The organism is Azospirillum sp. OGB3 (genome assembly GCF_014192915.1).
GTDB lineage: Bacteria > Pseudomonadota > Alphaproteobacteria > Azospirillales > Azospirillaceae > Azospirillum.
Window position 1 is genome coordinate 30,821 of sequence record NZ_JACHYN010000022.1, and the last position, 21,244, is coordinate 52,064.

The window sequence follows — 21,244 nt, forward strand, 5'->3', positions numbered from 1 at the left end:
ACAGGAGCACCAGCTTATGCGCCCCACCACCGGACGCACCGTCACCGTCGCGGCAACCCAGATGGCCTGCGGTTGGGACCGTGACGCCAACGTGAACGGCGTCGAACGCCTCGTGCGCGACGCGGCGGCGCGCGGCGCGCAGATCATCCTGCCCCAGGAACTGTTCGAGACGCCCTACTTCTGCAAGGATCAGAAGCAGGAATTGTTCGCCCTCGCTCACCCGGTCGAGGATCACCCCGTGATCGCGCGGATGAGCGCGCTCGCCGGCGAACTCTCCGTTGTCATCCCGACCAGCTTCTTCGAGCGGGCGCGAAACGCCTATTACAATTCCCTGGCGATGATCGACGCGGACGGCACGGTGCTGGGCGTCTACCGCAAGTCCCACATCCCGGACGGTCCGGGCTATCAGGAAAAATACTACTTCAATCCCGGCGACACCGGCTTCCAGGTCTACAAGACGCGCTACGCCGCCATCGGCTGCGCGATCTGCTGGGACCAATGGTTTCCGGAATCGGCCCGCGCCATGGCGCTGAAGGGGGCGGAAATCCTGTTCTATCCGACCGCCATCGGGTCCGAACCCCAGGACGGTTCGCTGGACAGCCAAGCCCACTGGACGCGGGTCATGCAAGGCCACGCCGGGGCCAACCTGATGCCGCTGGTCGCGTCGAACCGCATCGGACGGGAAGAAGGGGAAACCTGCGGGATCACTTTCTACGGGTCGTCCTTCATTGCCGGGCCGACCGGGGAACTGGTCGCGCAGGCCGACCGGGAGAGCGAGACGGTCCTGACCGCCAGTTTCGACCTCGACCGGATCGCTGCACAACGCGCGTCCTGGGGCATCTTCCGCGACCGCCGGCCGGACCTTTACGGCGCAATGCTGACCCTCGACGGCGAGTCTCCCATCCGCCGCTGACCCCCTGGAATCGGACCGCGCGGCGTCAGACCACGATGCCGGCGGTACCGGTCCGCCGACCAATGCCGAATGCCGACGCATAAGCCGCCGCACCCCGCGCCGCCAATGCCGGCGCGGCGGCGTCGCCTAGCGTCGCGTCACCCTCCCCTCCATCGGGCAAACCGCTACCTTGCGCGTCCAGGCCCGCCCCTCTCCGCCGCAGATCCCGCTGCGCCTGCATCCTGGTGGCATCGGCCTGCTGGGCGACGCGAAGATCCTGGGCGGACGGGTCGGACGGAGCCAGGGCCGCCGCCTTGACCGCGTCCATCTTGCGGACGGTGGCTTCGGGGTCGCTCTCGGCGCCGACGTCCACCTGGACTTCGCCGGCGGTCGCGTAATTCTTGCCGTCCGGCCCTCGGGTGAAGGTGAAGGAAGCCCCGCCCGCGTGAGGGCCGCCGGCCGCCTGATGCGCCGCCTCGTGCTGGCGGACACTGGTGTCGATGCGCTTGAGTTCCTGAACCTGCCGCTGTTGGTCGTCGGTCAACGTGCCGGGAAAGCCGGCGGTGCTCCGTCCCGCGCCGTTCTGTGCGGTGTCCTGAGCGCCGTTCTGGCTTCGGCCGCGCGCCGGCTGGCCCGCCCATGGGAGCGGAACGGCATAAACGCCACTGGACGAAACACCGGCAACCATGAGCGACGGCTCCTGCGCGCTCCACGCGATTTCCCTCAGTCTACACGCAGCGCGTTGGCGCGGCAACACAGCTTGCCCGTTGCCTTTTCAAGGTTGTGCACGCGATAGTATTCATTACGCCCAAATCCCTCGGCCAAAACGGAACCGGAATGGGCACAACCACAATCCCAGTGTGCTTCCTTGCGTGGACTCCTCTCCCTCTTGGTGGCGTTGATGGCGGCGATCGTCGGGGGGCTCGGCGTATCGGCCGCGGAGCCCGCGCACCCGGCGCTCCATGCCCACACTCCGATGACGCCGCCTCAGGCGAAACCAGCCCCGCTTCCGCGAGCGCTTTCGCCGATCGAAGCCGCCTACAGCGAACGGGCGGGCTCCATCCTTCTCCAGTTCGGCTACGACCAGTTCGGTGACGACGCGCCACGGCGCGACGGATCGGGCGGCGTCCAATCGGACTACACGCTGGGTGCGGGCGACGAGCTTCTGGTGACTCTGCGTGGCCAGAAATCCTCCAGCAAGCGCCACGTCATCGATGCTGCGGGGCTGCTCACGGCGGACGACGTCCGGCCCGTTCTGGCGCAGGGCCTGACCCTGGCGGAGCTGCGCGCCGAACTGGCGGACGCGGTGACCGCCTCCTTTCCGGACACCGAGGTGTATGTCTCCGTGACCGAAATGCGGCGGATCGGCGTGCTCGTGACCGGCGCCGTGGCGCGTCCGGGACGGCAGGAGGTCGGAGCCTTCGCCACGCTGATCGACGCGCTGACCGCCGCCGGCGGTGTCACCCGCGCCGGGTCGCTGCGCCGGATCCGCCTGTTCCATGCCCAGGCGGACGGAAGCGCCCCTTCCACCGGGCTGCCCATCGACCTGTACGACCTCTTCATGACCGGAGACGGCACGAACGCGGGTCTCCGCCTGCGCGACGGCGACCGCCTCTTCGTCCCTCCGCTTGGCCCCACCGTGGGGCTGGACGGTCCGCTGAAGCGCCCCGGCGTCTATGAGCTTCCCCCCGGCCAGGACCGCCTGCCGGTCGCCGCGGCACGGGACATGGCCGGCGGCCTCGTGCGGCCCGGCGCGCACCGGGCGCTCCGCTACGCCATCGGACCCAGCGGCGAGGAGCGGGCAGAGGAACTGTCCGACGCCGACACGACCCCGTTGACGGACGGCGACCTGCTGCTGCTGACGCCCCGACGCGAGGACCGGCGCGGCGACCTGCGTTTGGACGGCCATGTCCTGCGTCCCGGTCCGCGGGCGTTGGAGCGGACCCCGACCATCGCGGCGCTGGTCTCGGCCGTGGATCTGGGGCCGACACCCTACCTTCCCTTCGCGGTGCTGGCCTCGACCCGTCCGGGCAGCCGCGCACGCGTTCTCCAGCCCATCGACTTGGGGGCTGTGCTCAACGGCCGCGACCGCCGCCCCCTCGCCGAGAGCGACACGCTCTACGTTCTGAGCGCGGAGGACGTGGACTTCCTAACCTCCGAACCGGTGCTTGAGTTGCTGCGCGGCGCGCGCGCTCCAGCCCCGGACGCGTGCCGTGGTCTGGTGGTGCTCGCCCGCGCGCTGATGGCGCAACCCGACGGACCGCTCGCCGGCGGCCCCCAGGCACGGGCGGCGGCACGGCTGACCGGAGGGCGCGCGCCCTGCCCGACGTTGTTCGAAGCCGTCCCCGACCTGCTCGTCTTCGCACTGGAGCATTCCACTCTGGTGATGGGAGGAGTGGCACGCCCGGGCTTCTATCCCTCCACCGGACGTGGGGGCGCCACGGAACTGGCGCTTGCGGCCGGGGGAACGGAGTCCGGCGCCTATTACGACACGCCCTCGGTTGGCGGCGCATCGCAACGCCGTCCCACGGCACCGGGCGACATTTTGGAGCCGGACAGCCCCGCCTATGAATTGACCGGCCATGCCCGCCGTCCCGGTGTCCGCCTCCTGGCGCGCGGCGCCACGCTGCGCGACGCGCTGAGCGGCGGCGATGCCCTGAAGCGGGATGTCTACCCCCTGCTGGGCGTCATCGAGCGCTTCGACCGCCGGACCCTCGCGCGCCGCCTCATCCCGTTCTCGCCGCAGGAGGTGGCCTCCGGTCGCGCCGACCGCGCGCTGGCCGATGGCGACCGGCTGCGCCTGTTTTCCACCGCCGAGGTGCAGGCGCTGACCGCCTCACCGGAGCGGGATGACAAGCCAGACGCGCCACAAGCCGAATCACCGTTGCCCACCGACGTCGCGGCGCTGGTGCGGGAACGTGGTGTCCAGGTGCGGGGCGCCGTGCGCACACCCGGCAGCTATCCCGTAGCCGAGGCGGCGACCGTCGAGGCTCTGCTGGCAACCGCCGGCGGCCCCGCAGCAACCGCCGACCCCTCCAGTCTGGAGATCACCACCGCCGTTGGTCAGCGCCGCCGTCTGGACCTCCGCGACGGCGCGGCGGCCCTGACGGCGCTGCGTCCGGGCGACAGCCTGCGCATCAACCCGGCACCACAGGCGCTGGAGGCGCGGGCGGTCACCATCTCCGGCGCGGTGCGCCGCCCCGGCAGCTACGACGTGGCACGCGGCGAGACGCTGTCCTCGCTGATCGACCGCGCCGGCGGCCTGACGGAGGACGCCTATCCCGCCGGGACCAGCTTTCTGCGCGACAGCGAGCGCAAGCGCGAGCGCGCCTGGTTCGACCAGCAGGCCCGCGACCTGGAGCGCTGGATGGTTCAGGAGGTCGAGAAAGGCGAGGCCGCGCGCTCGGACGTGGTCGGGCTGGCCCGGCAGCTCGCGACCCAACTGCGCGGTGTCGAACCGTTGGGCCGCATCGTGGTCGAGGCCGACCCCCAGGTTCTGCGCGAGCGGCCCGAGTTGGACGTGCTTCTGGAGCCGGACGACCGCGTCATCGTTCCGAAGCGTCCCCTGACGGTCACCGTGACCGGTGAGGTTCTGCACCCGACCGCGACGCAGTTCGTCAGCGGCAAGACCGCCGACGCCTATCTGCGGGAGGCGGGCGGAGCGAGCCGCAACGCCGACGATGCCCGCATCTTCCTGGTTTTGCCGGACGGACGGGCGCAACCGCTGTCCCTGTCCTCCTGGAACCACACCGTCACGGCGATCCCTCCCGGCTCGTCCATCGTGGTGCCACGCGACCCGAAGCCCTTCGATCTGATGGAGTTCTCCAAGAACATGGGAACGATCCTCGGTCAGCTCGCCATCTCGGCGGCGGCCATCGCGGTGATTTCCGAGTGACGGATGGGACAGTCCGGCTGGCCGTTGTCACCGTGGTCCGCAACGACCGGACGGGCTTGCTCGCCACCCGCGCCAGCCTGCGCGCCCAGACCATGGCGGCCTATGATTGGTTCGTGGTCGATGGAGCCTCCAGCGACGGAACGGCCCGCTGGCTGGCCCGCCATGGCAACGAAGCGGCTTGGTGGCGCTCGACGCCCGACCGCGGCCTGTACGACGCGATGAACATCGCCCTGGACGCCATCGCTGCGAAGTCCTCATGCAGTCACGTGCTGTTTCTCAACGCCGGCGATCGGCTGGCCGACAACCGGACCCTGGAGCGGCTTCTTCCCATCCTGGCCGAGCGTCCGGAGGCCGGCCTGTTTTACGGAGACGCGCTGGAGGAACTTCCCGGCGGCCGGCTGGTCGTGAAGCGGGCGCGGTCGCACCGCCGCGCCCTGCTCGGCATGTTCACGCACCACCAGGCCATGGTCTACCGTCTGGCCTCACTCTGCGACATCCGATTCGATCTGCGCCATGGCTTGGCCGCCGACTACGCCTTCACACTGACGGTCCTCAAGGGCGGGGTCCCGGCGTACCGTTTGCCACTTTCGGTATGCGTTTTCGCCCATGGCGGGCGGTCCCAGCAGAACCCGGCGCGCGGCCGCCGCGAGCAGGCGGTCATCCGTCGCGAGTTGCTTGGGCTCAGCCGGACGGCCAACGCAACATTGTGGGGATTACAATGGCTTGCCCTTACCCTGCGCCAGACAATTCCATGGCTTTACGCGAAATATCGTTTCTCACCAAATGAACGATCGTTTCTTTCATAAGCTTTGCCGACTGTTCCACGCATCTAGCTATTGATGCGCACGAAAAGTTGCATAGAATTTACTTTCTGAACTAACCAATTTCCCTGGTGGCCTGCGCCACCTCCATACTGAGGGTCTATTATGAGTGCCACGAAATCCAAGCTATCACCCGCCCACACACTGTCACGCCGTGGCGAAGGGCCCAATCCGATCGACATCCATGTCGGCGCACGGCTGCGGCTGCGCCGGACCCTGCTCGGCTTGAGCCAGGAAAAGCTCGGTGAAGCCGTGGGAATCACATTCCAGCAGCTTCAGAAGTACGAGCGGGGGTCCAACCGCATCAGCGCCAGCCGCCTCTTCAATCTGTCGCAGGTTCTGGGTGTCCCGGTCAGCTATTTCTTCGAGGACATGCCGTCGCCGGAGCACATCGCCGCCCCGTCGCCCGATCTTCCGCCGTCCGAAACGGAAGAATTCGAGTCTATGGCCCGCCGCGAGACTTTGGAACTGGTGCGGGCCTATTACCGCATCGAAGACGCCTCCGTGCGCAAGCGCACGTTCGACCTGCTCAAGGCGCTCGGCGGCGAGCGCGCCCTGGACGAGGCGGTGTAAGGCACGGCACCGTCATCCGACCCTCAGTCATCGGTGGACGCGGGAGGTTCGGCCCGCCGCCTCGCGTCCGCGATCTTCACGCCGATCTGCCAATAGTAAAAGGCCCGCGCCAGCGCGTGTTGGAGTCCCGGACCACCGTCGAGAAAACCCAACCGCACAAAATATCCATGGAGGAAGACGAGGAGCGGACGCGCCGGCATCACGCTCAACCCAACCTTCATCCACCGCCGCCTCCCGGATTCCCGCGCGATCAGGTCTTTCATCCGTCCATCCGAACGCAGCGCCGCTTCCCAGTCGGCGTAGCGGGCGTGCCGTTCGAACCAAGCGGCAACCGGCTTGTTGTCGGCGTGATCCAAACTGTGCCTCAGTTGCCCGAGAGTGCCGTCAATCGTCGGCTGGTAATGGCCTTCCACCTCCCACATGGTGGCGACATCCAGATCAGGAACCGGTAGAAAGCGCGCCTTTCGGCGGTCGAACAGGACGAGTTTGCGGTTGCCCGCGCCGAAGCGCAGGCGCCGGCCCAGAAACACCGGACGGCCGTCGATGAAATAGCCGGCATGCCGCGGCCCCTCGTCCATCAACACGGCAATCTCCTCCACCAGAGCGCTGCCAAGCCATTCGTCCGCGTCGAGGAACAGAACCCAATCCTGACCGAACGGCAGTCGGTCCAGGCACCATTGCTTCTTCTTCGGATATCGCCCGTCCCATTGGAAGGGCACCACCCGCGCGCCCGCCGCCGCAGCGATGGCCGGCGTCCCGTCGGAGCTGCCGCTGTCCACCACGAAGCGTTCGGCGAAACGGTCGAGCGCGGACAGACAGTGGGGAAGATTGACCGCCTCGTTGCGGGTCATCACCACGACCGAAACGGGGATCATGGCCCCACCTCCCCACCGGCCCGCCACAGGCGCCGCAGGCTGGCGACGATCGCCCCGGCAACCAGCCCGGCCAGCGCCGCCATCGGCACCACCGTCAGGGGGTTCGGCCAATCCGGGCGCTGGGCGGCGGCGGGGGGTTCGATGGCGTCCGCCGCCAGTGGCAGATCGACCTCGATCATCATGGCGATGCGCTCCTGCTCCGACAGCAGGTCGGCAAGAGCGCGCCGGTGTTCGGCCACGGTGATGCCGGCCAAACGGGCGCGGGCATGGGCAATCTGCGCGGCGCTGCGCCGCGACGCCTCCGCCCGCAGATGGGCGTCGGTCGCCTGGGCCGCGCCGGACAGAAGCCGCAAGGCCATGGCGCGGTCGGCGTGGCGCAACCGCAACCGCCGCATCGGGCCACTGCCCACCATGTCGATGGTCAGTCGATCCCGCAGCGCGCTGGCCACCCGTTCGGCGTCGGGCTCCACCCAATCCGACCGACCGACAAGCGCAAGAAAAAGCCGCTTGGCGGACGCCATGGCGCCGGACGCCGGACGCCATCCCGCCGTCTCTTCGTCCCAGCGGTCGGGAAAGAGCCCGCGCAGCAGCAGCGGATCGGCCATCAGCCGCTCCGCCACGGGAATCGAGGTGAAGAGCTGAAGGTAACGCGCAAAGTCCGAAAGTATCTCGTCGCCCGGACCGGGCTCCGACGCGGCGGCGGCGGCTTCCCGGCCGATCAGAACGGGCAGCCGCGCGCCCATGGCCGCCGCACCGACGCGCGCGGTCGGCCCGATCACCATCACCGCGGTGTACTGCGGCACCACCAGCCGCAAGGCGGTCACCGACGCCACCACGCCCAGTGCCGCTCCGACGAGCAGGATCGGCCAGCCCTCCCGCATCGTCCACACGAGGCGTCGCAGTTGCCGCCCAGACTCCGCGGCCTCGGCCTCCAACGGGGAGCGGCGCAATGGCATTCCATCAGGCATGAGGCAGCCTCCGTCCCGGCAGGATGGCGCCGCCACGCAACCTGGTCCGGCGCAGCCCATCCGCCAGCGCCGCGAAGCGCCGCGCCGCCGCCGTGGCATCCCAAGCCGATGCCACGGACAGCGCCCGCGCTCCCTGCGCCGCGCACAGAACCGGATCGCCAGCGTAGCGGCGGATTGCAGCGGCCAGTCCCGCCCCATCGTCCGGCGCCAGCCTATGCCCACAGCCCTCCAGCAGGGTCGCCGCCTCGCTGCCCGCCGGTCCCAGGAAGAGGCAAGGCCGGCCGGTCGCCAAGGCACTGGCCACCTTGCAGGGCACCAGCAGCCCTTCGGCCCGCGGGTCCATGGTCGCCAGATGAAGATCCGCGGCGGACAAACTCTCGGCCAGCCGATCCGGCGGCTGGAGCGGCAGCAGCCGGACATTGGTCAGCCCGCGCCGCTCCACCACCTCCGCCATGGCATCCCGGCGGCGCCCCTCCCCGATCAACAGGATCGCAATGGCTGGATCGCTGGCCGCCAGAAACGTCGCCGCGTCCAGCACAGCGTCCATTGGATGGGCCAGCCCGATGTTTCCCGAATAGGCCACGGTGAAACGGTCGCCCAGCCCATGCTCCAGCCGGAAGGGGTTGTTGGCGCGCGGGACCGGTCGGATGCGCGGATCGGGCCAGTTCGGCAGGACGGTGATCCGCTCGCACGGAACCCCCGCCGCGGCCAGCCGCCCGGCCATGCAGCGTCCGATGGCCACCACAGCGTCATGGCGGCGAAGCGCCTGGACACTGGTCCGCTCCACCATCCGCATCAACGGTTCCGGAAAGCGGATGCCCAGAACCGGCAGCAGGGCTGGAAACACATCCTGGCTCCAATGTATGGAAGCCGCGCCATGACGTGCCGCAATCAGCGGGCCGCCGCACGCCAGAAGCGGCGGATCCGTCATGGTGACCACGACGTCGTGCCGCGGCAGGCGCACCGCCCTCAGTATCAGCCGCGCCGCGGCGGCCAAGTAGCCGCGCGTGGTCAGCCGTGCCTCTCCCGGCGTCTCCACCCCATCCGGCGGGCGCTCTCCGCCGGTGCGGCGGACAGTGACACCGGGCGGCGCGGCGCTGGGGCCGGCCCCGTCCGCGACGACGGTGACGCGCCACCCGATCGCCGCCATCCGCTGCGCCAGATCGGACACGCAACGCCCGGTCGCTCCTTTGTCGGGAGGGAACACGCGGTTCACGAAGAGTATGGATGGATGACGCACGGAAAGATGATCACTTCAGTGACGAATCACGCATAAGTATGCATTTCCGTCAGCGGCTCGGCAACGCCTTCCCGCGTTCCGCAGCCAACACCGTCAAGGTGAGCAAAACTCCTGTATCCAGATACTTGAAGCTGGTGTGGGCCCCGAGCGCCATCAGCAGCGGCGCCAGCACCGCCCAACCAAGCGCGGGGTCCGAACGGAGAAGCGCCAGCGCGCGTGGGGCGAGGCCGCCGAGATAGGCTGTCAGGGCGCACAGGCCGATCACCCCGGTCTTGGCAAGGGCGTAGGTCACGAGCGTGTGGGTGTAGGACACACGCCAGCCGCCGACCGCCGGATTGGCAAGGAGCGCGCCCCACCCCTGTCCGAACAGAAAGGCGGTCGGGGAGGACAGCGCCTGGCCAAAAGCGGCATCCGCCTCTTCCCACCGGGTGTTGGCCCCAGCCAGCCGGGTTTTCTCGGCCACTTGCCCGGCGGCACCAAGCAACACATCAAAAAAAGGCGTCATCAACAGCAATGCCGCCATCCCCACCCCAACCCCGACCATCGGCGTCCGCCTCAGCCGCCAGAGCCCTAATGCGACGAAGGCCATGACGGCAAGCCCGAGCGCCATGCGGTGAACCGCTCCGGCCAATGCCGCCAGACACAGGAAGCCGCCCAGAATCGCGGCCACACCGGCGGCGCTCCACAGCCAGCGGCCACGCATCAGCATGCCGAGTCCGGAAGACGGCAGCACGATGGCGGCGAACAGAACCGATGGCGCGTTCAGCAGATAAACGCCGCCATCCGCCATCGCACGAACGCCGACGGCACCGAAACCCCAGTCCGCCTGCTTCCACCAACGCAACGCGAACCCAACTCCGGCCAGCGCCATGCCGGCGGTCAGCAACGCTACCGCCCGGTCTGGAGCGGCGCGCAGCATCGGCACCAGCAACACCGGAAGGAACAGATAAAACAGAGGCACGACGTCGCGCAGCATATCGCCCGGCGACCAGTCCAGCCAAACGCCCCGCATCAGCGGGCACCACAGCAGCACCGCCAGCGCCAGCACCGCAGGCCTCTCCCAGGACGGCGAATCGCGCTCCAGCAAGGCGTGGCCCGTCGTCACGGACAGGGGGCGCAGCAGCCCGACACCGAGCACCAGCAACGCACCGATCACCGCTTCGATCAATCGGATCTGTGCCGGTGCCGGCGCGCTCAGCAGGCCATAGAGGATGAGCGCCAGACACAACCCGGCGGCTCGCCACAGCGCCACTCCCTTTCCGGCCACGCGCTCTCCGCCACTGCTCCGATTCGAACAGGCGGCAGCATTTCATGTCACAACAAAAAAAGGAACGACCGATCCGATCCGCAACGATCAGGCGTAGCGCAACTCCGCGCGGTCGAGACGGTAGAACAACCCTTCAAGAGGATTCAGCCGCAAGGTGCCGGTGATCAGCATCGGGGCCTGCGACTCGCGGACCGGGATCTGGCTGTGGACGTGCAGCATGGTGGAAGGGCTGGGCCGGTGGCAGGCCGGACAGGAAATGGGATTGGCGGCGAGGATGAAGCTGTTGTGGGCCGGTGCGTCGCTCAACGGCACCATGAAGCCGCGGACCGTCACCAGCTTTCCTTCCAGCGCCCTGACCCGGGTCGGGAAGACCGGGTTGGCCGCCGGTCCCTCCATGCGGACCTGCACCAAATCCCGCCACAGGGCCGTGGTGTCGTCCAGCGGCAGATGGAACGGCCCGGCGGGATGCGTGGGTTCGCTGGCGTTGGTCGCCCAGATTGCCCAGCCGGCCACCGGGGCCAGCGCGAGCGGCAACAGAACCTGTCGGCGCGTCGTCATGGCTTCCTCCCCCTCGATCCTGCCCGTTTCGGTCGTTCGTGCGACCGTTCATTTGATCGTTGAAGGCATCCTGTGCGGCCATTGTCCCGGACCGTCGTCTTGTGGCCGAATTGTTCCCGAGCCCTCGCCCAAGGTCAACAGGCGAGCGATAGGCCATACGTAAGATGCCGCCGCCCGGCGACTTCGCGCAGCGCTTCGCCGACCTATGGGATTGACGCGGCCGCCGACCTATACTTTGTAAGAGCGGCAACCACCGATAAAAACCTTACGAGCGGGAATCAACGCGGCATGCAAAAAGGGTCAGCACCAAAGGACAAGCCGGCGCATCTCCGCCTGTCCGAAGACCAGACGACCGAACTGGCCGACATGTTCCGCCTGATGAGCGACCCCAGCCGGCTGCGCATCATCCTGGCCTGCCTGGACACCTCGACCTCGGTCGGCGATATGGCGGCGGCGTTGGGCCTGTCACCATCGCTGGTGAGCCATCACCTCCGCCTGCTGCGGGCGGGGCGGCTGATCCAAGCGGAACGGCGCGGCAACCGGGTCTTCTACCTGATCACCGACGAGCACATCCGGCGCGTCCTGTCGGACATGGTCGACCATGTGGCGGAGGAAAGCGAAGGCGACCTGGAGGCCTGAGCGTGCGGTTGCGGCGGCCTCCGCCGCCACAACCCGTTGAAGCCTTTATAACAAATACGCAATAGGATTTGACCGCCATGCCAGTTGCGCCGCATAGTTCCGACCATGCTGCGGCGCATCAAACCGTTGTTGCACGAATGGCCTGAAGAATCGGCCAGGAAACAAAGGGTGTTGGCATGGAGACGTTCCGCTTCCAGCCGGGGGAAACCCCCGTCCTGCTCAGCATCCCGCATGTCGGCACGGTCGTGCCGCCGGACATCGCTGCCACCATGACCGACTCCGCCCTGGCGGTGCCGGACACCGACTGGCATCTCGACCGCCTCTATCACTTCGCCCCAGCGCTGGGCATCGGCTTCCTGAAGCCGACGCTGTCGCGTTATGTGATCGACCTCAACCGTGACCCCGAGAGCCCCCTCCCCGGCGCCGGCAGCACCGAACTTTGCCCCCTCACCACCTTCGATCACCAGCCCATCTATCGGCCAGGGAAAGAGCCGGACGCGGCCGAGGTGGAGCGGCGGGTCGGCACCTATTGGCGCCCCTATCATGAACAGCTCAATGGCGAGCTTCAGGCGCTGAAGGAACGCTTCGGCGTGGCGGTGCTGTTCGACGCCCATTCCATCCGGTCGCGCGTGCCGCGATTCTTCGACGGGCAGATCCAGGACTTCAGCCTGGGGACGGCGGAGGGCGCCAGCGCCTCCCCTGCGCTGGTCGGCCGGGTGATGAACGTCCTCACCGCGACCGGGCGATTCTCCTCGGTGCAGAACGGGCGCTTCAAGGGCGGCTTCATCACCCGCCGCTACGGCAATCCCGGCGACAACATCCACTCGATCCAGCTCGAACTGTCGCAGCTCACCTATATGGACGAGGAGGCCCCCTTCGGCTTCCGCGAGGAGTCGGCGCGTCAGGTGCGCCCGACCTTGGAGCGGCTGCTGAGCCTCGTCGTCGAGTGGGCGTGGGAGAACGCCGCCGGCCGGCGGCGCAGCGCCTTCCTGTAACGGCCGGCCAGGCCCTCAGACCCAGACGCCCCGCACATAGGGCGTCAATTGGGTGTCCTGCATGATGATATGGTGGACCAGCCAGTTCGCCGTGAAGGTGTAGATCCGCTCGGCGTTCTGATGCGTCGGGTCCCGCGTGAAGACTGCGGACAATTCGCTCAAGGTCCGCACCGCCTCATGGTGCTGGCGGACATGCTCCTCGAACTTCGGGTAATGCACGGCCTGCATGATCTTTTCTTCGCGGGCGAAGTGCTGCTGGGTGTATTCCAGCAGTTTCATGAGGATCTTGGCGACACGCACGGGCATGAAGCTGCGCGACGTCAGCGCGGCATCAAGTTCGTTCAGATACTCGATCAGGTGCTTGTGATCTTCATCGATGGACGGCTGGCCGACGCTGAGCTGCCGCCTCCACGTAATGACACCCATGAACCCTCCGCACCCTGTCTTCCGCGGCCACCGGGCAATTCCGCCGAAAGCCACCGCATTGAAGGGAAGCGCGCCGCACTTGCGCAACTGACGATGAAGGTGCGCAACCCGTCAAAAAACCGTAAATTCCAGACGCCGCGTCCCTTGTTACCGCCGACTCCGCAACCGGCGGCCTTTGCCTGCATTATGGGCGCATTTTCTACAAAACGAACGCATACGATCGTCACATGGCATTTTGCCGCACCAAAACAAAGACGCGAAAAGGCAGGGGAAACGTCATGTTTCCGCCTGCCTTCACATCGACTTCATGGGGATGAGGCGACGATCGCCCGCCCCGGCTTATCGGTGAACCGCCGCCCGATCAGCCGACGATCGAATAGCCGCAGTCCACATAGGTGGTGCTGCCGGTGATGCCCTTGGCTCCGTCCGTCGCCAGGAAGGCGGTGGTGTAACCGACCTCTTCGATGGTGACGAGGCGCTGTTCCGGCGCGCGTTCCGCGGCCTTCTCCATCAGCTCGTCGAAATGGGCGATGCCGGAGGCGGCGCGCGTCTTGATCGGGCCCGGAGAGATGGCATGGACGCGGATGCCCTTCGGGCCCAGCTCCGCCGCCAGATAGCGCACGCTGGCCTCCAGCGCGGCCTTCACCGGCCCCATCACGCCGTAATTGTCGATCACGCGGTTGGCGCCGAAATAGGACATGGTGAACAGCGAACCACCATCCTTCATCAGCGGCTCGGCGTAACGGGCCATGCGGATGAAGGAGTGGCAGGACACGTCCATCGCCATCTGGAAGCCTTCGCGCGAACAATCGACGACGCGGCCGTGCAGATCCTCCTTCGGAGCGAAGGCGATGGAATGCAGCGCGAAGTCCAGCTTGCCCCACTTCTGCTCGATCTTCTCGAAGATGGCCTTCAGCTCACCCTCGCCGGTGACGTCCACCGGTTCGAAGATCTCCGCTTCGAGCTGCTGGGCCAGCGGCTCGACGAAGCGCTTCGCCTTGTCGTTCAGGTAGCTGACCGCGAGATCCGCGCCCAGAGCGCGGAAGGCGCGGGCGCAGCCCCACGCGATCGACTGATCGTTGGCGATGCCGAGCACGAGGCCCTTCTTGCCTTCAAGAGTGGCGGCGGCGGGGATGATCGTGGTCATAGGCTGGCTTTCCCGGATTGCAAGGTGGCCGGATTCAGAGTGCGCCAGATCGGATCACTCGAATTGTGCAACGCACCATAATGCAATCGAAGGTCATAGGCAACTTGTTAAAGTCGCAATATACCCGACATTATCGCTTTGTTTATCTGTAACACAGCCTTCACACAGCGAAGGCGCGAAGTCCGCATTGGTGTTTCATACCCCTTTCTTGCGCATTGATTGACAGGATCGCAACAAAGACAAAGGCCCCTCCTTTTTGAGGGGCCTTTTTTACAGGAGAAATGACGCTCAGACGGCGCCGGGCGTGAAGGACGGCGGATCGCTGGCTGGGAAGGATTCCATCGACGCCTCGTCCACCCTCTCCTTCTCGTCGGCATCGTCGTAGATGTCGCCGGGATGGCGGGAATAGCGATGGACGCCCTGATCCACATCCTCGGCGGGGGTGCCCGCCCCGTGATGGCCGCCCAGATCCTCCATCATCGCCTTGGCCGGGCAATAGCCGGTCAGCCCGCGGGCGACCAGGGCGCCGCCGGCCAAAGCCAGCGCCGCTCCACCGACAGTCGGGCGGCGCAGCCCCAGCACGGCGAGAAGCCCGCCGCCGACCAGCGACACCAGGCGTTCGGTGTGCCCGACGTTGATCATGCGTTCGAGATCGTCCGGCAGGGCCGCGTCGCGGCTGCCTATGCCCTTTTGGCTCGTCATCGCCATCGCTGCTCTCCTCGATCTTTTTCTATGGTCACTGCCGCGGGGCGGGCGGCGTGGATCCGCCCTGGCCCGGCGTCGGCGCGGCGCCGGTCGAACCGGACGAGCCCGGCTGTGCCGTCCCATCGGGCTTGCGGGCCGTGTCGGCCAGCGTGCGGGCCTGCGACAGCTCGCGGTTCAGCCGGTCCACCTCCTGCGAGAGACGCTGCACCTCCGATTGAAGCTGCGGCGATCCCGCGGAACCGCCCTCCGGCATACCAACCGCGGCGAGGGCCGCACCGTCGCGCATCCAATAGGGCTGGACCCCGTAATAGGTGTGCAGCGCCACCGCCCATTGCCGGTCCGACATGTCCGGACGGTTGGAACTGGTGAATTGCGGCGCCGCGGTCAGCCGGTCCTTGGTCACGTTCAGGACATAGCCGTCACCACCCTGTGCCGGCTGGATCAATGCCCAGGGAACGGGGAAGTTGCGCTCACCCAGACCGAGAAAGCCGCCGGCCTCGACCACGGCGTAGGCGACGCGCCCGGTGTTCGGATCGACCACCAGCTCGGAAATGGAGCCCATCTCCTCGCCGCTGGCGTTGTGCAGCTTGGCCTTCGACAGGTCGTCGGCGGCGACCACGCGCGGATGCTCGACCGAGCGCAGCAGCGCGTCGGCCTCGCCCAGGATGGTCTGGCACGCCGGCTCGCCGCCCCGCTGCCCGGCGCGTTCGGCGGTCTGGCGCAGGGCGCGGAGCTGGCCGATCTCCTGCGGGCTGATGGAGGCGGGCGTCGGGTTGCCGGCGGCCTCCAGCGCGCCGATGCGCTGGCCCAGCCGGTTCACCCCCTCCGGGCAGGTCTCGGCGAGCGCCGGCCAAGGCCCAAGCGCCCCCGCGATCATGGCGGCGCTGAGGAGCAGGCGTTTCATCGTGGGTGCCTCCGGCTTGGTTTCCGTGCGTGTGGTTCTCACGCGGGGAAAACAGCACGGCCAAGACGGAGGTTCCGCGAATGCTTCTTCTGCGAAGCGGTCAGCCCGGAAGCGGCAACCCGCCCCGCTGAACGATGAAGGACTGGACCGCGTCCACCCCCTGCCCCGTCTTGATGTTGGTAAAGACGAAGGGCCGGTCGCCGCGCATCTTCTTCGCGTCGCGGTCCATCACCTCCAGGCTGGCGCCGACCAGCGGGGCGAGGTCGATCTTGTTGATGACCAGCAGGTCCGACCGGGTGATGCCCGGCCCGCCCTTGCGCGGGATCTTGTCGCCCGCCGACACGTCGATGACGTAGATGGTCAGGTCGGCCAATTCCGGCGAGAAGGTGGCCGCCAGATTGTCGCCGCCCGATTCCACGAAGATCAGGTCGAGGTTCGGAAACTTGCGGTTCATCTCGTCGACGGCGGCGAGGTTGATCGAGGCATCCTCGCGGATCGCCGTGTGCGGGCAGCCGCCGGTCTCCACCCCCATGATCCGGTCCGGCTTCAGCGCGCCGGAGCGGGTGAGGAATTCGGCGTCCTCCTTGGTGTAGATGTCGTTGGTGATCGCCGCGACCTCCCAATCGTCGCGCATGCGCTTGCACAGCGCGTCGGTCAGCGCCGTCTTGCCGGAGCCGACCGGCCCGCCGATGCCCACGCGCAGGGGGCCACCATGGCTCTTGGAAATCGGGGCGGTCATGAGCGGAACAACCTCGTGTATTGGGTTTCGTGGATCATGGAGGTCCAATCGACGGCCATGGCGCGGCTGCCCAGGTCATCGAGCGGGGCGGCCAGCGCGGCCTCCGCCGCAGAGTGCACCACGGAATCGAGCGCCGCCAGGGCCTTCTGCCCGTCCGTCTGCCCCAGCGGAACCAGCCGCACCCCGGCGGAGATGAGGTTGGCGGCGAAGGCGTGCAGATAGGCCGACAGGGCGGGCCCTTCCGGCACGCCGATCAGCGCGGCGGCCAGCGCCACGGCGACGGCGTAGGCGACCGGGCGACCGCTGTCGGCGATCACCCGGTCCCAGCGCTCCATCCCCTCCAGCGGCCAGGCGGCGCGCACGGCGATCAGAAACGCCTGCCCCTGCGCGCGGCTCTCCAGCGCGGTTTCGGCGGAGGCGCGCATGGCGTCGGCGCGTTCGACCGCCCAGGCGAAGCCCGCCTCGTCGCCCGCCAGCACGGCGCGATGCGCGGCAACGAAGAGCATGCCGTCGGTCCGCCCGGCGCCGTGGCGCAGGATGCCGTCCATCCACCGCGCCAGCGTGTCGCGGTCGCGGACGAGCCCCTGCTCCACCGCCGCCTCGATGCCATGGCTGTAGGAGAAGCCGCCGACCGGGAAGGACGGCGACAGCCAAGCGAGGAGCTTGGTGAGATGGGTGGCCGAGACGGGCCCCCACCCCGGCCCTCCCCCGCTATGCGGGAGAGGGTGCCTATCCTCGTCCAAGTCCCCTCCCTCGCGAAGCGGGGGAGGGTTAGGGAGGGGGCAAGCGCCCTCAGTCATGCGAATGCCCGTGGGAATGGGAGTGCCCATGGGAGTGGCTGTGGGAATGCGAATGACCATGATCATGATCATGATCGTGACCATGCCCATGGTCATGGCCGTGCCCGTGGGAATGTCCATGCCCCTGCCCCGAGTACGCCCCTCCCTCCGGCGCGAAGGGCGCGTGGATGGCGGCAACGCTGGCCCCCAGCCCCTTCAGCATGTCCTCGATCACGTGGTCGCGGCGCAGGCGGATGGTCTCGCCGACGATCTGCACCGGCAGGTGGCGGTTGCCGAGGTGCCAGGCGATGCGGGCGAAGCCCTCCGTCCCGCCGCCGCAGCGCACCTCCATCAGCTCCTCGTCGGCGGCGACCACGCGCAGGTAGGCGCCGTCGCCCAGTTCCAGCCCGTCGCCATGGTCGAGCGCGACCGCGCGCGGCAGGTCCAGCAGGAAATCGGCTCCCGCATCGTCCGTCATCACCATGCGGCGCCGGTGGCGGTCGTCGAAGGCGAGGGTCACCGTGCCGGCCTCGCGCTCGGCCGGCCAATGGCCGCGGGCGTGGACTCGGGTGGCGCGGCGGAGCGTGTCGGTCATGGAGAAAGCCGTTCGAAGGGTGTGGGCCGGCCGAAGAAACGTCCCGCGAGGGCGCCGACCGGTTCCGCCGCTCCCGTGGTGAAGAAACGAAGGGCGCCCGGCGCCTCGCCAGCGGACGGGGCGTATTCGGGGTGGCGCTCCAGGTAGTTGTCCAGCGATCGGGCGACCAGACTGGGCTGGCACAGCACCTCCACCCCCGGCGGCAGCGCCTCCGCGAACAGATGCGCCACCAGCGGGTAGTGGGTGCAGCCGAGCACCGCCGCGTCCAGCGGCTGGCCGCCAAGCTGCTCCAGCAGCGCCCGCACATAGCCACGCACCGCCGGAGCCAGTTCTGCGTCCCCCGCCCCGCGCTCGATCAGCGGGACGAGGTCCGGGCAGGCCTGCTGCACCACCCGCACGTCGGGCGCCCGCTTGCCGATCTCACGCGGGAAGGAGCCCGACGCGACGGTGGCCGGGGTGGCGAAGACGCCGACCGTCCGCGGCTCCGGACGCCAGTCGGCGGCGGGGCCGTCCTGCATCCAGGGCACGCGGGTGATCGCCTCGACCATCGGGACGAGTACGCCCAGCACGTTGCGTCCCGGATGGGCCACCGGCAGCCACGTCCGCTGCATCCGCCGCAGGGCCACCGCCGCCGCCGTGTTGCAGGCCAGGACGACCAGCCCGCAGCCCTGGGCGAACAGCCGCTCCACCCCCTGGACCGTCAGGCGGTAGATGTCCTCCTCGCTGCGCGGACCGTAGGGAGCGGCGGCATGGTCGCCGAGATAGACGAAGGGACGCCCGGGAGCGGCGGCCACCAGCGCGCGCAGCACCGTCAGACCGCCATGTCCGGAATCGAAGACACCAATCACGAACCCGTCACCCCACACTCAGAACAGGAAGTACCGCTGCGCCATGGGCAGCACGTCCGCCGGCTCGCAGGTCAGGAGCTGTCCGTCGGCGCGCACCTCGTAGGTTTCCGGATCGACCTCGATGTGGGGTGTGGAATCGTTGTGGATCATCTGCTTCTTGCCGATGGCCCGCACCCCCGTCACCGCGACCAGCTCGCGCCGCAGGCCGAGCGAGCGCAGCGCCTCGTTCTCCAGCGACAGCTTGCTGACGAAGGTCAGGGAGCTGGCCTGCATCGCGCGGCCATAGGCGCCGAACATCGGGCGGTAATGCACCGGCTGCGGCGTCGGGATGGAGGCGTTGGGGTCGCCCATCAGCGCCGCCGCGATGGTCCCGGCCTTCAGCACCATGTCCGGCTTCACGCCGAAGAAGGCCGGCGACCAGACCACCAGATCGGCCAGCTTGCCGACCTCGACCGAGCCGACGACATGGGCGATGCCGTGCGACAGCGCCGGGTTGATCGTGTATTTGGCGACGTAGCGCTTGACGCGGAAGTTGTCGTTCTCGCCGGTCTCCTCGGCCAGACGCCCGCGCTGCACCTTCATCTTATGCGCGGTCTGCCAAGTGCGGATGATCACCTCACCCACCCGGCCCATGGCCTGGCTGTCCGAACTCAGCATCGAGAAAACGCCGAGGTCGTGCAGGATGTCCTCCGCCGCGATGGTCTCGCGCCGGATGCGGCTCTCGGCGAAAGCCACGTCCTCCGGGATGCGGGGCGACAGGTGGTGGCAGACCATGAGCATGTCGAGATGCTCGTCCACCGTGTTCACCGTGAAGGGCCGCGTCGGGTTGGTGGAGCTGGGCAGCACGTTGGGCAGGCCGGCCACCTTGATGATGTCCGGCGCGTGGCCGCCGCCCGCGCCCTCGGTGTGGAAGGCGTGGATGTTGCGGCCCTTGAAGGCGGCGATGGTGTTCTCCACGAAGCCCGACTCGTTCAGCGTGTCGGTGTGGATCGCCACCTGGATGTCCGTCTCCTCGGCCACCGTCAGGCAGGTGTCGATGGCCGCCGGGGTGGTGCCCCAGTCCTCGTGCAGCTTCATGCCGCAGGCGCCGGCGGCGATCTGCTCCAGCAGCGCGTCGGGACGGCTGGCGTTGCCCTTGCCGAAGAAGCCGAGGTTGATCGGCAGCCCCTCCGCCGCCTGGAGCATGCGGGCCATGTGCCACGGCCCCGGCGTGCAGGTGGTGGCGGACGTGCCCGCCGCCGGGCCGGTGCCGCCGCCCAGCATGGTGGTGACGCCGCTGTTCAGCGCCTCGTCCACCTGCTGCGGGCAGATGAAGTGGATGTGGGCGTCGATGCCGCCGGCGGTGACGATCTTGCCCTCGCCCGCGATGACCTCGGTCCCCGGCCCGACGACGATGGTCACGCCCGGCTGGACGTCCGGGTTGCCGGCCTTGCCGATGCCGGCGATGCGCCCGCCGGTGATACCGATGTCGGCCTTGACGATGCCCCAATGGTCGATGATCAGCGCGTTGGTGATGACGGTGTCCACCGCGCCGCCCTGGCGCGAGGTCTGGGCCTGCCCCATGCCGTCGCGGATCACCTTGCCGCCGCCGAACTTGACCTCCTCGCCATAGACGGTGTGGTCCTTCTCGACCTCCACGATCAGGTCGGTGTCGGCCAGCCGCACACGGTCGCCCACGGTGGGGCCGTAAAGAGCCGCGTATTCGGCCCGGTCGATGCGATGCGCCATTGTCTGATGCCCTCCGCTGGCGCCCTTTACAGGCTGCCGTTGACCTTGCCGTTGAAGCCGATGACCACGCGGTTGCCGGCGTAGGCGACCAGCCGCACGCGCCGCGTCTGCCCCGGCTCGAAGCGCACCGCCGTCCCGGCGGGGATGTCCAGCCGGAAGCCGCGCGCCGTCTCGCGGTCGAAGGTCAGCGCCCCGTTCGTCTCGGCGAAGTGATAATGCGAACCGACCTGGATCGGGCGGTCGCCGGCGTTGGCGACGTCGAGTTCCACCGTGTCGCGGCCGGCGTTGAGTTCGATCTCGCCCGCGGCGGGGATGATTTCACCGGGTTTCATCGGGGCTCCCCTTAGCGAATCGGCTGGTGGACGGTGACGAGCTTGGTGCCGTCGGGGAAGGTGGCCTCGACCTGAATCTCGTGGATCATCTCCGGGATGCCGTCCATCACCTGATCGCGGGTGATCACCGTCGCGCCGTCGCGCATCAGCTCGGCCACGGTGCGCCCGTCGCGCGCCCCTTCCACCACGTAATCGGTGATGAGAGCCACCGCCTCGGGATGGTTCAGCTTCACGCCACGCTCCAGCCGGCGGCGCGCCACCATGGCGGCCATGGCCACGAGAAGCTTGTCCTTCTCGCGCGGTGTCAGGTTCATGGGG

At 68.2% G+C, this 21,244-nt stretch carries 23 protein-coding genes; 6 read left to right on the plus strand and 17 right to left on the minus strand.

Annotation, left to right across the window (positions count from 1 at the left end):
* Positions 1-16: 16 nt before the first annotated feature.
* A complete protein-coding gene (gene aguB / locus FHW79_RS28355; RefSeq protein WP_183182009.1) occupies positions 17-913 on the plus strand; it encodes an N-carbamoylputrescine amidase in 897 nt (298 codons plus the stop codon).
* A 25-nt stretch (positions 914-938) separates the two neighbouring features.
* Here aguB and FHW79_RS28360 read toward each other — a convergent pair whose 3' ends face one another.
* Positions 939-1,580: a putative metalloprotease CJM1_0395 family protein gene (locus FHW79_RS28360; protein ID WP_183182010.1), complete on the minus strand. Its 642-nt coding sequence runs from the start codon at positions 1,578-1,580 to the stop codon at positions 939-941.
* Positions 1,581-1,793: 213 nt separating this feature from the next.
* Here FHW79_RS28360 and FHW79_RS28365 point away from each other — a divergent pair, with 213 nt between their 5' ends.
* From FHW79_RS28365 to FHW79_RS28375, 3 genes are all read left to right on the plus strand, one after another.
* Positions 1,794-4,787: an SLBB domain-containing protein gene (locus tag FHW79_RS28365; RefSeq protein ID WP_247884649.1), complete on the plus strand. Its 2,994-nt coding sequence runs from the start codon at positions 1,794-1,796 to the stop codon at positions 4,785-4,787.
* 32 nt (positions 4,788-4,819) lie between these two features.
* Complete coding sequence (locus FHW79_RS28370; protein WP_348984297.1) at positions 4,820-5,593, plus strand: glycosyltransferase; 774 nt, start codon at positions 4,820-4,822, stop codon at positions 5,591-5,593.
* Between the two features lie 120 nt (positions 5,594-5,713).
* A complete protein-coding gene (locus tag FHW79_RS28375) occupies positions 5,714-6,181 on the plus strand; it encodes a helix-turn-helix transcriptional regulator (RefSeq protein ID WP_183182012.1) in 468 nt (155 codons plus the stop codon).
* A gap of 23 nt (positions 6,182-6,204) precedes the next feature.
* On the opposite strand, the gene FHW79_RS28380 is transcribed toward FHW79_RS28375, so the two are convergent.
* The 5 genes from FHW79_RS28380 to FHW79_RS28400 form a co-directional block, all read right to left on the minus strand.
* Positions 6,205-7,056, minus strand: coding sequence for a glycosyltransferase family 2 protein (locus FHW79_RS28380; RefSeq protein WP_183182013.1), 852 nt, complete (start codon positions 7,054-7,056; stop codon positions 6,205-6,207).
* On the minus strand, positions 7,053-8,024 hold the full coding sequence (locus FHW79_RS28385) for a hypothetical protein (RefSeq protein ID WP_183182014.1): 972 nt from the start codon (positions 8,022-8,024) through the stop codon (positions 7,053-7,055). Before FHW79_RS28385 ends, FHW79_RS28380 begins: the two co-directional genes overlap by 4 nt.
* The gene (locus FHW79_RS33590; RefSeq protein WP_183182015.1) at positions 8,017-9,264 is read right to left on the minus strand and encodes a glycosyltransferase family 4 protein; all 1,248 of its coding nucleotides are present in this window, start codon (positions 9,262-9,264) and stop codon (positions 8,017-8,019) included. The genes FHW79_RS28385 and FHW79_RS33590 overlap by 8 nt, the downstream gene beginning before the upstream one ends.
* Positions 9,265-9,313: 49 nt before the next feature.
* Complete coding sequence (locus FHW79_RS28395; RefSeq protein ID WP_348984299.1) at positions 9,314-10,531, minus strand: hypothetical protein; 1,218 nt, start codon at positions 10,529-10,531, stop codon at positions 9,314-9,316.
* Between the two features lie 87 nt (positions 10,532-10,618).
* Positions 10,619-11,089: a DUF3299 domain-containing protein gene (locus FHW79_RS28400; RefSeq protein WP_183182016.1), complete on the minus strand. Its 471-nt coding sequence runs from the start codon at positions 11,087-11,089 to the stop codon at positions 10,619-10,621.
* Between the two features lie 288 nt (positions 11,090-11,377).
* Between FHW79_RS28400 and FHW79_RS28405 the strand changes: the two genes are divergently transcribed.
* Together FHW79_RS28405 and hutG are read left to right on the plus strand one after the other, a co-directional pair.
* A complete protein-coding gene (locus tag FHW79_RS28405) occupies positions 11,378-11,728 on the plus strand; it encodes a metalloregulator ArsR/SmtB family transcription factor (RefSeq protein WP_014240322.1) in 351 nt (116 codons plus the stop codon).
* Between the two features lie 176 nt (positions 11,729-11,904).
* Positions 11,905-12,723 carry an N-formylglutamate deformylase gene (gene hutG, locus FHW79_RS28410; RefSeq protein ID WP_183182017.1) on the plus strand — a complete coding sequence of 273 codons (819 nt, stop codon included), beginning with the start codon at positions 11,905-11,907 and terminating at the stop codon, positions 12,721-12,723.
* A gap of 15 nt (positions 12,724-12,738) precedes the next feature.
* On the opposite strand, the gene FHW79_RS28415 is transcribed toward hutG, so the two are convergent.
* The 11 genes from FHW79_RS28415 to FHW79_RS28465 all read right to left on the minus strand — a co-directional run bounded on the left by FHW79_RS28415 (position 12,739) and on the right by FHW79_RS28465 (position 21,240).
* Positions 12,739-13,149, minus strand: coding sequence for a bacteriohemerythrin (locus FHW79_RS28415; protein ID WP_183182018.1), 411 nt, complete (start codon positions 13,147-13,149; stop codon positions 12,739-12,741).
* Positions 13,150-13,510: 361 nt separating this feature from the next.
* Positions 13,511-14,296: an enoyl-ACP reductase FabI gene (fabI, locus tag FHW79_RS28420; RefSeq protein WP_183182019.1), complete on the minus strand. Its 786-nt coding sequence runs from the start codon at positions 14,294-14,296 to the stop codon at positions 13,511-13,513.
* A 288-nt stretch (positions 14,297-14,584) separates the two neighbouring features.
* Positions 14,585-15,004, minus strand: a complete 420-nt coding sequence (locus FHW79_RS28425) for a YgaP-like transmembrane domain (RefSeq protein ID WP_183182020.1) — start codon at positions 15,002-15,004, stop codon at positions 14,585-14,587.
* Between the two features lie 28 nt (positions 15,005-15,032).
* Positions 15,033-15,905: a PRC-barrel domain-containing protein gene (locus FHW79_RS28430; protein WP_183182021.1), complete on the minus strand. Its 873-nt coding sequence runs from the start codon at positions 15,903-15,905 to the stop codon at positions 15,033-15,035.
* A 100-nt stretch (positions 15,906-16,005) separates the two neighbouring features.
* The gene (ureG, locus tag FHW79_RS28435) at positions 16,006-16,644 is read right to left on the minus strand and encodes an urease accessory protein UreG (protein WP_014240314.1); all 639 of its coding nucleotides are present in this window, start codon (positions 16,642-16,644) and stop codon (positions 16,006-16,008) included.
* Complete coding sequence (locus FHW79_RS28440) at positions 16,641-17,294, minus strand: urease accessory UreF family protein (protein WP_247884655.1); 654 nt, start codon at positions 17,292-17,294, stop codon at positions 16,641-16,643. Before FHW79_RS28440 ends, ureG begins: the two co-directional genes overlap by 4 nt.
* Before the next feature lie 142 nt (positions 17,295-17,436).
* Complete coding sequence (locus tag FHW79_RS28445) at positions 17,437-18,018, minus strand: urease accessory protein UreE (protein ID WP_183182022.1); 582 nt, start codon at positions 18,016-18,018, stop codon at positions 17,437-17,439.
* Positions 18,015-18,866 (minus strand): glutamate racemase, encoded by an 852-nt coding sequence (murI, locus tag FHW79_RS28450; protein WP_183182023.1) that lies wholly within the window; start codon positions 18,864-18,866, stop codon positions 18,015-18,017. The genes FHW79_RS28445 and murI overlap by 4 nt, the downstream gene beginning before the upstream one ends.
* Positions 18,867-18,884: 18 nt before the next feature.
* Complete coding sequence (ureC, locus tag FHW79_RS28455; RefSeq protein WP_183182024.1) at positions 18,885-20,594, minus strand: urease subunit alpha; 1,710 nt, start codon at positions 20,592-20,594, stop codon at positions 18,885-18,887.
* Positions 20,595-20,620: 26 nt separating this feature from the next.
* On the minus strand, positions 20,621-20,926 hold the full coding sequence (locus FHW79_RS28460) for an urease subunit beta (protein ID WP_014240309.1): 306 nt from the start codon (positions 20,924-20,926) through the stop codon (positions 20,621-20,623).
* Between the two features lie 11 nt (positions 20,927-20,937).
* Complete coding sequence (locus FHW79_RS28465; protein ID WP_014240308.1) at positions 20,938-21,240, minus strand: urease subunit gamma; 303 nt, start codon at positions 21,238-21,240, stop codon at positions 20,938-20,940.
* Positions 21,241-21,244: the final 4 nt, after the last annotated feature.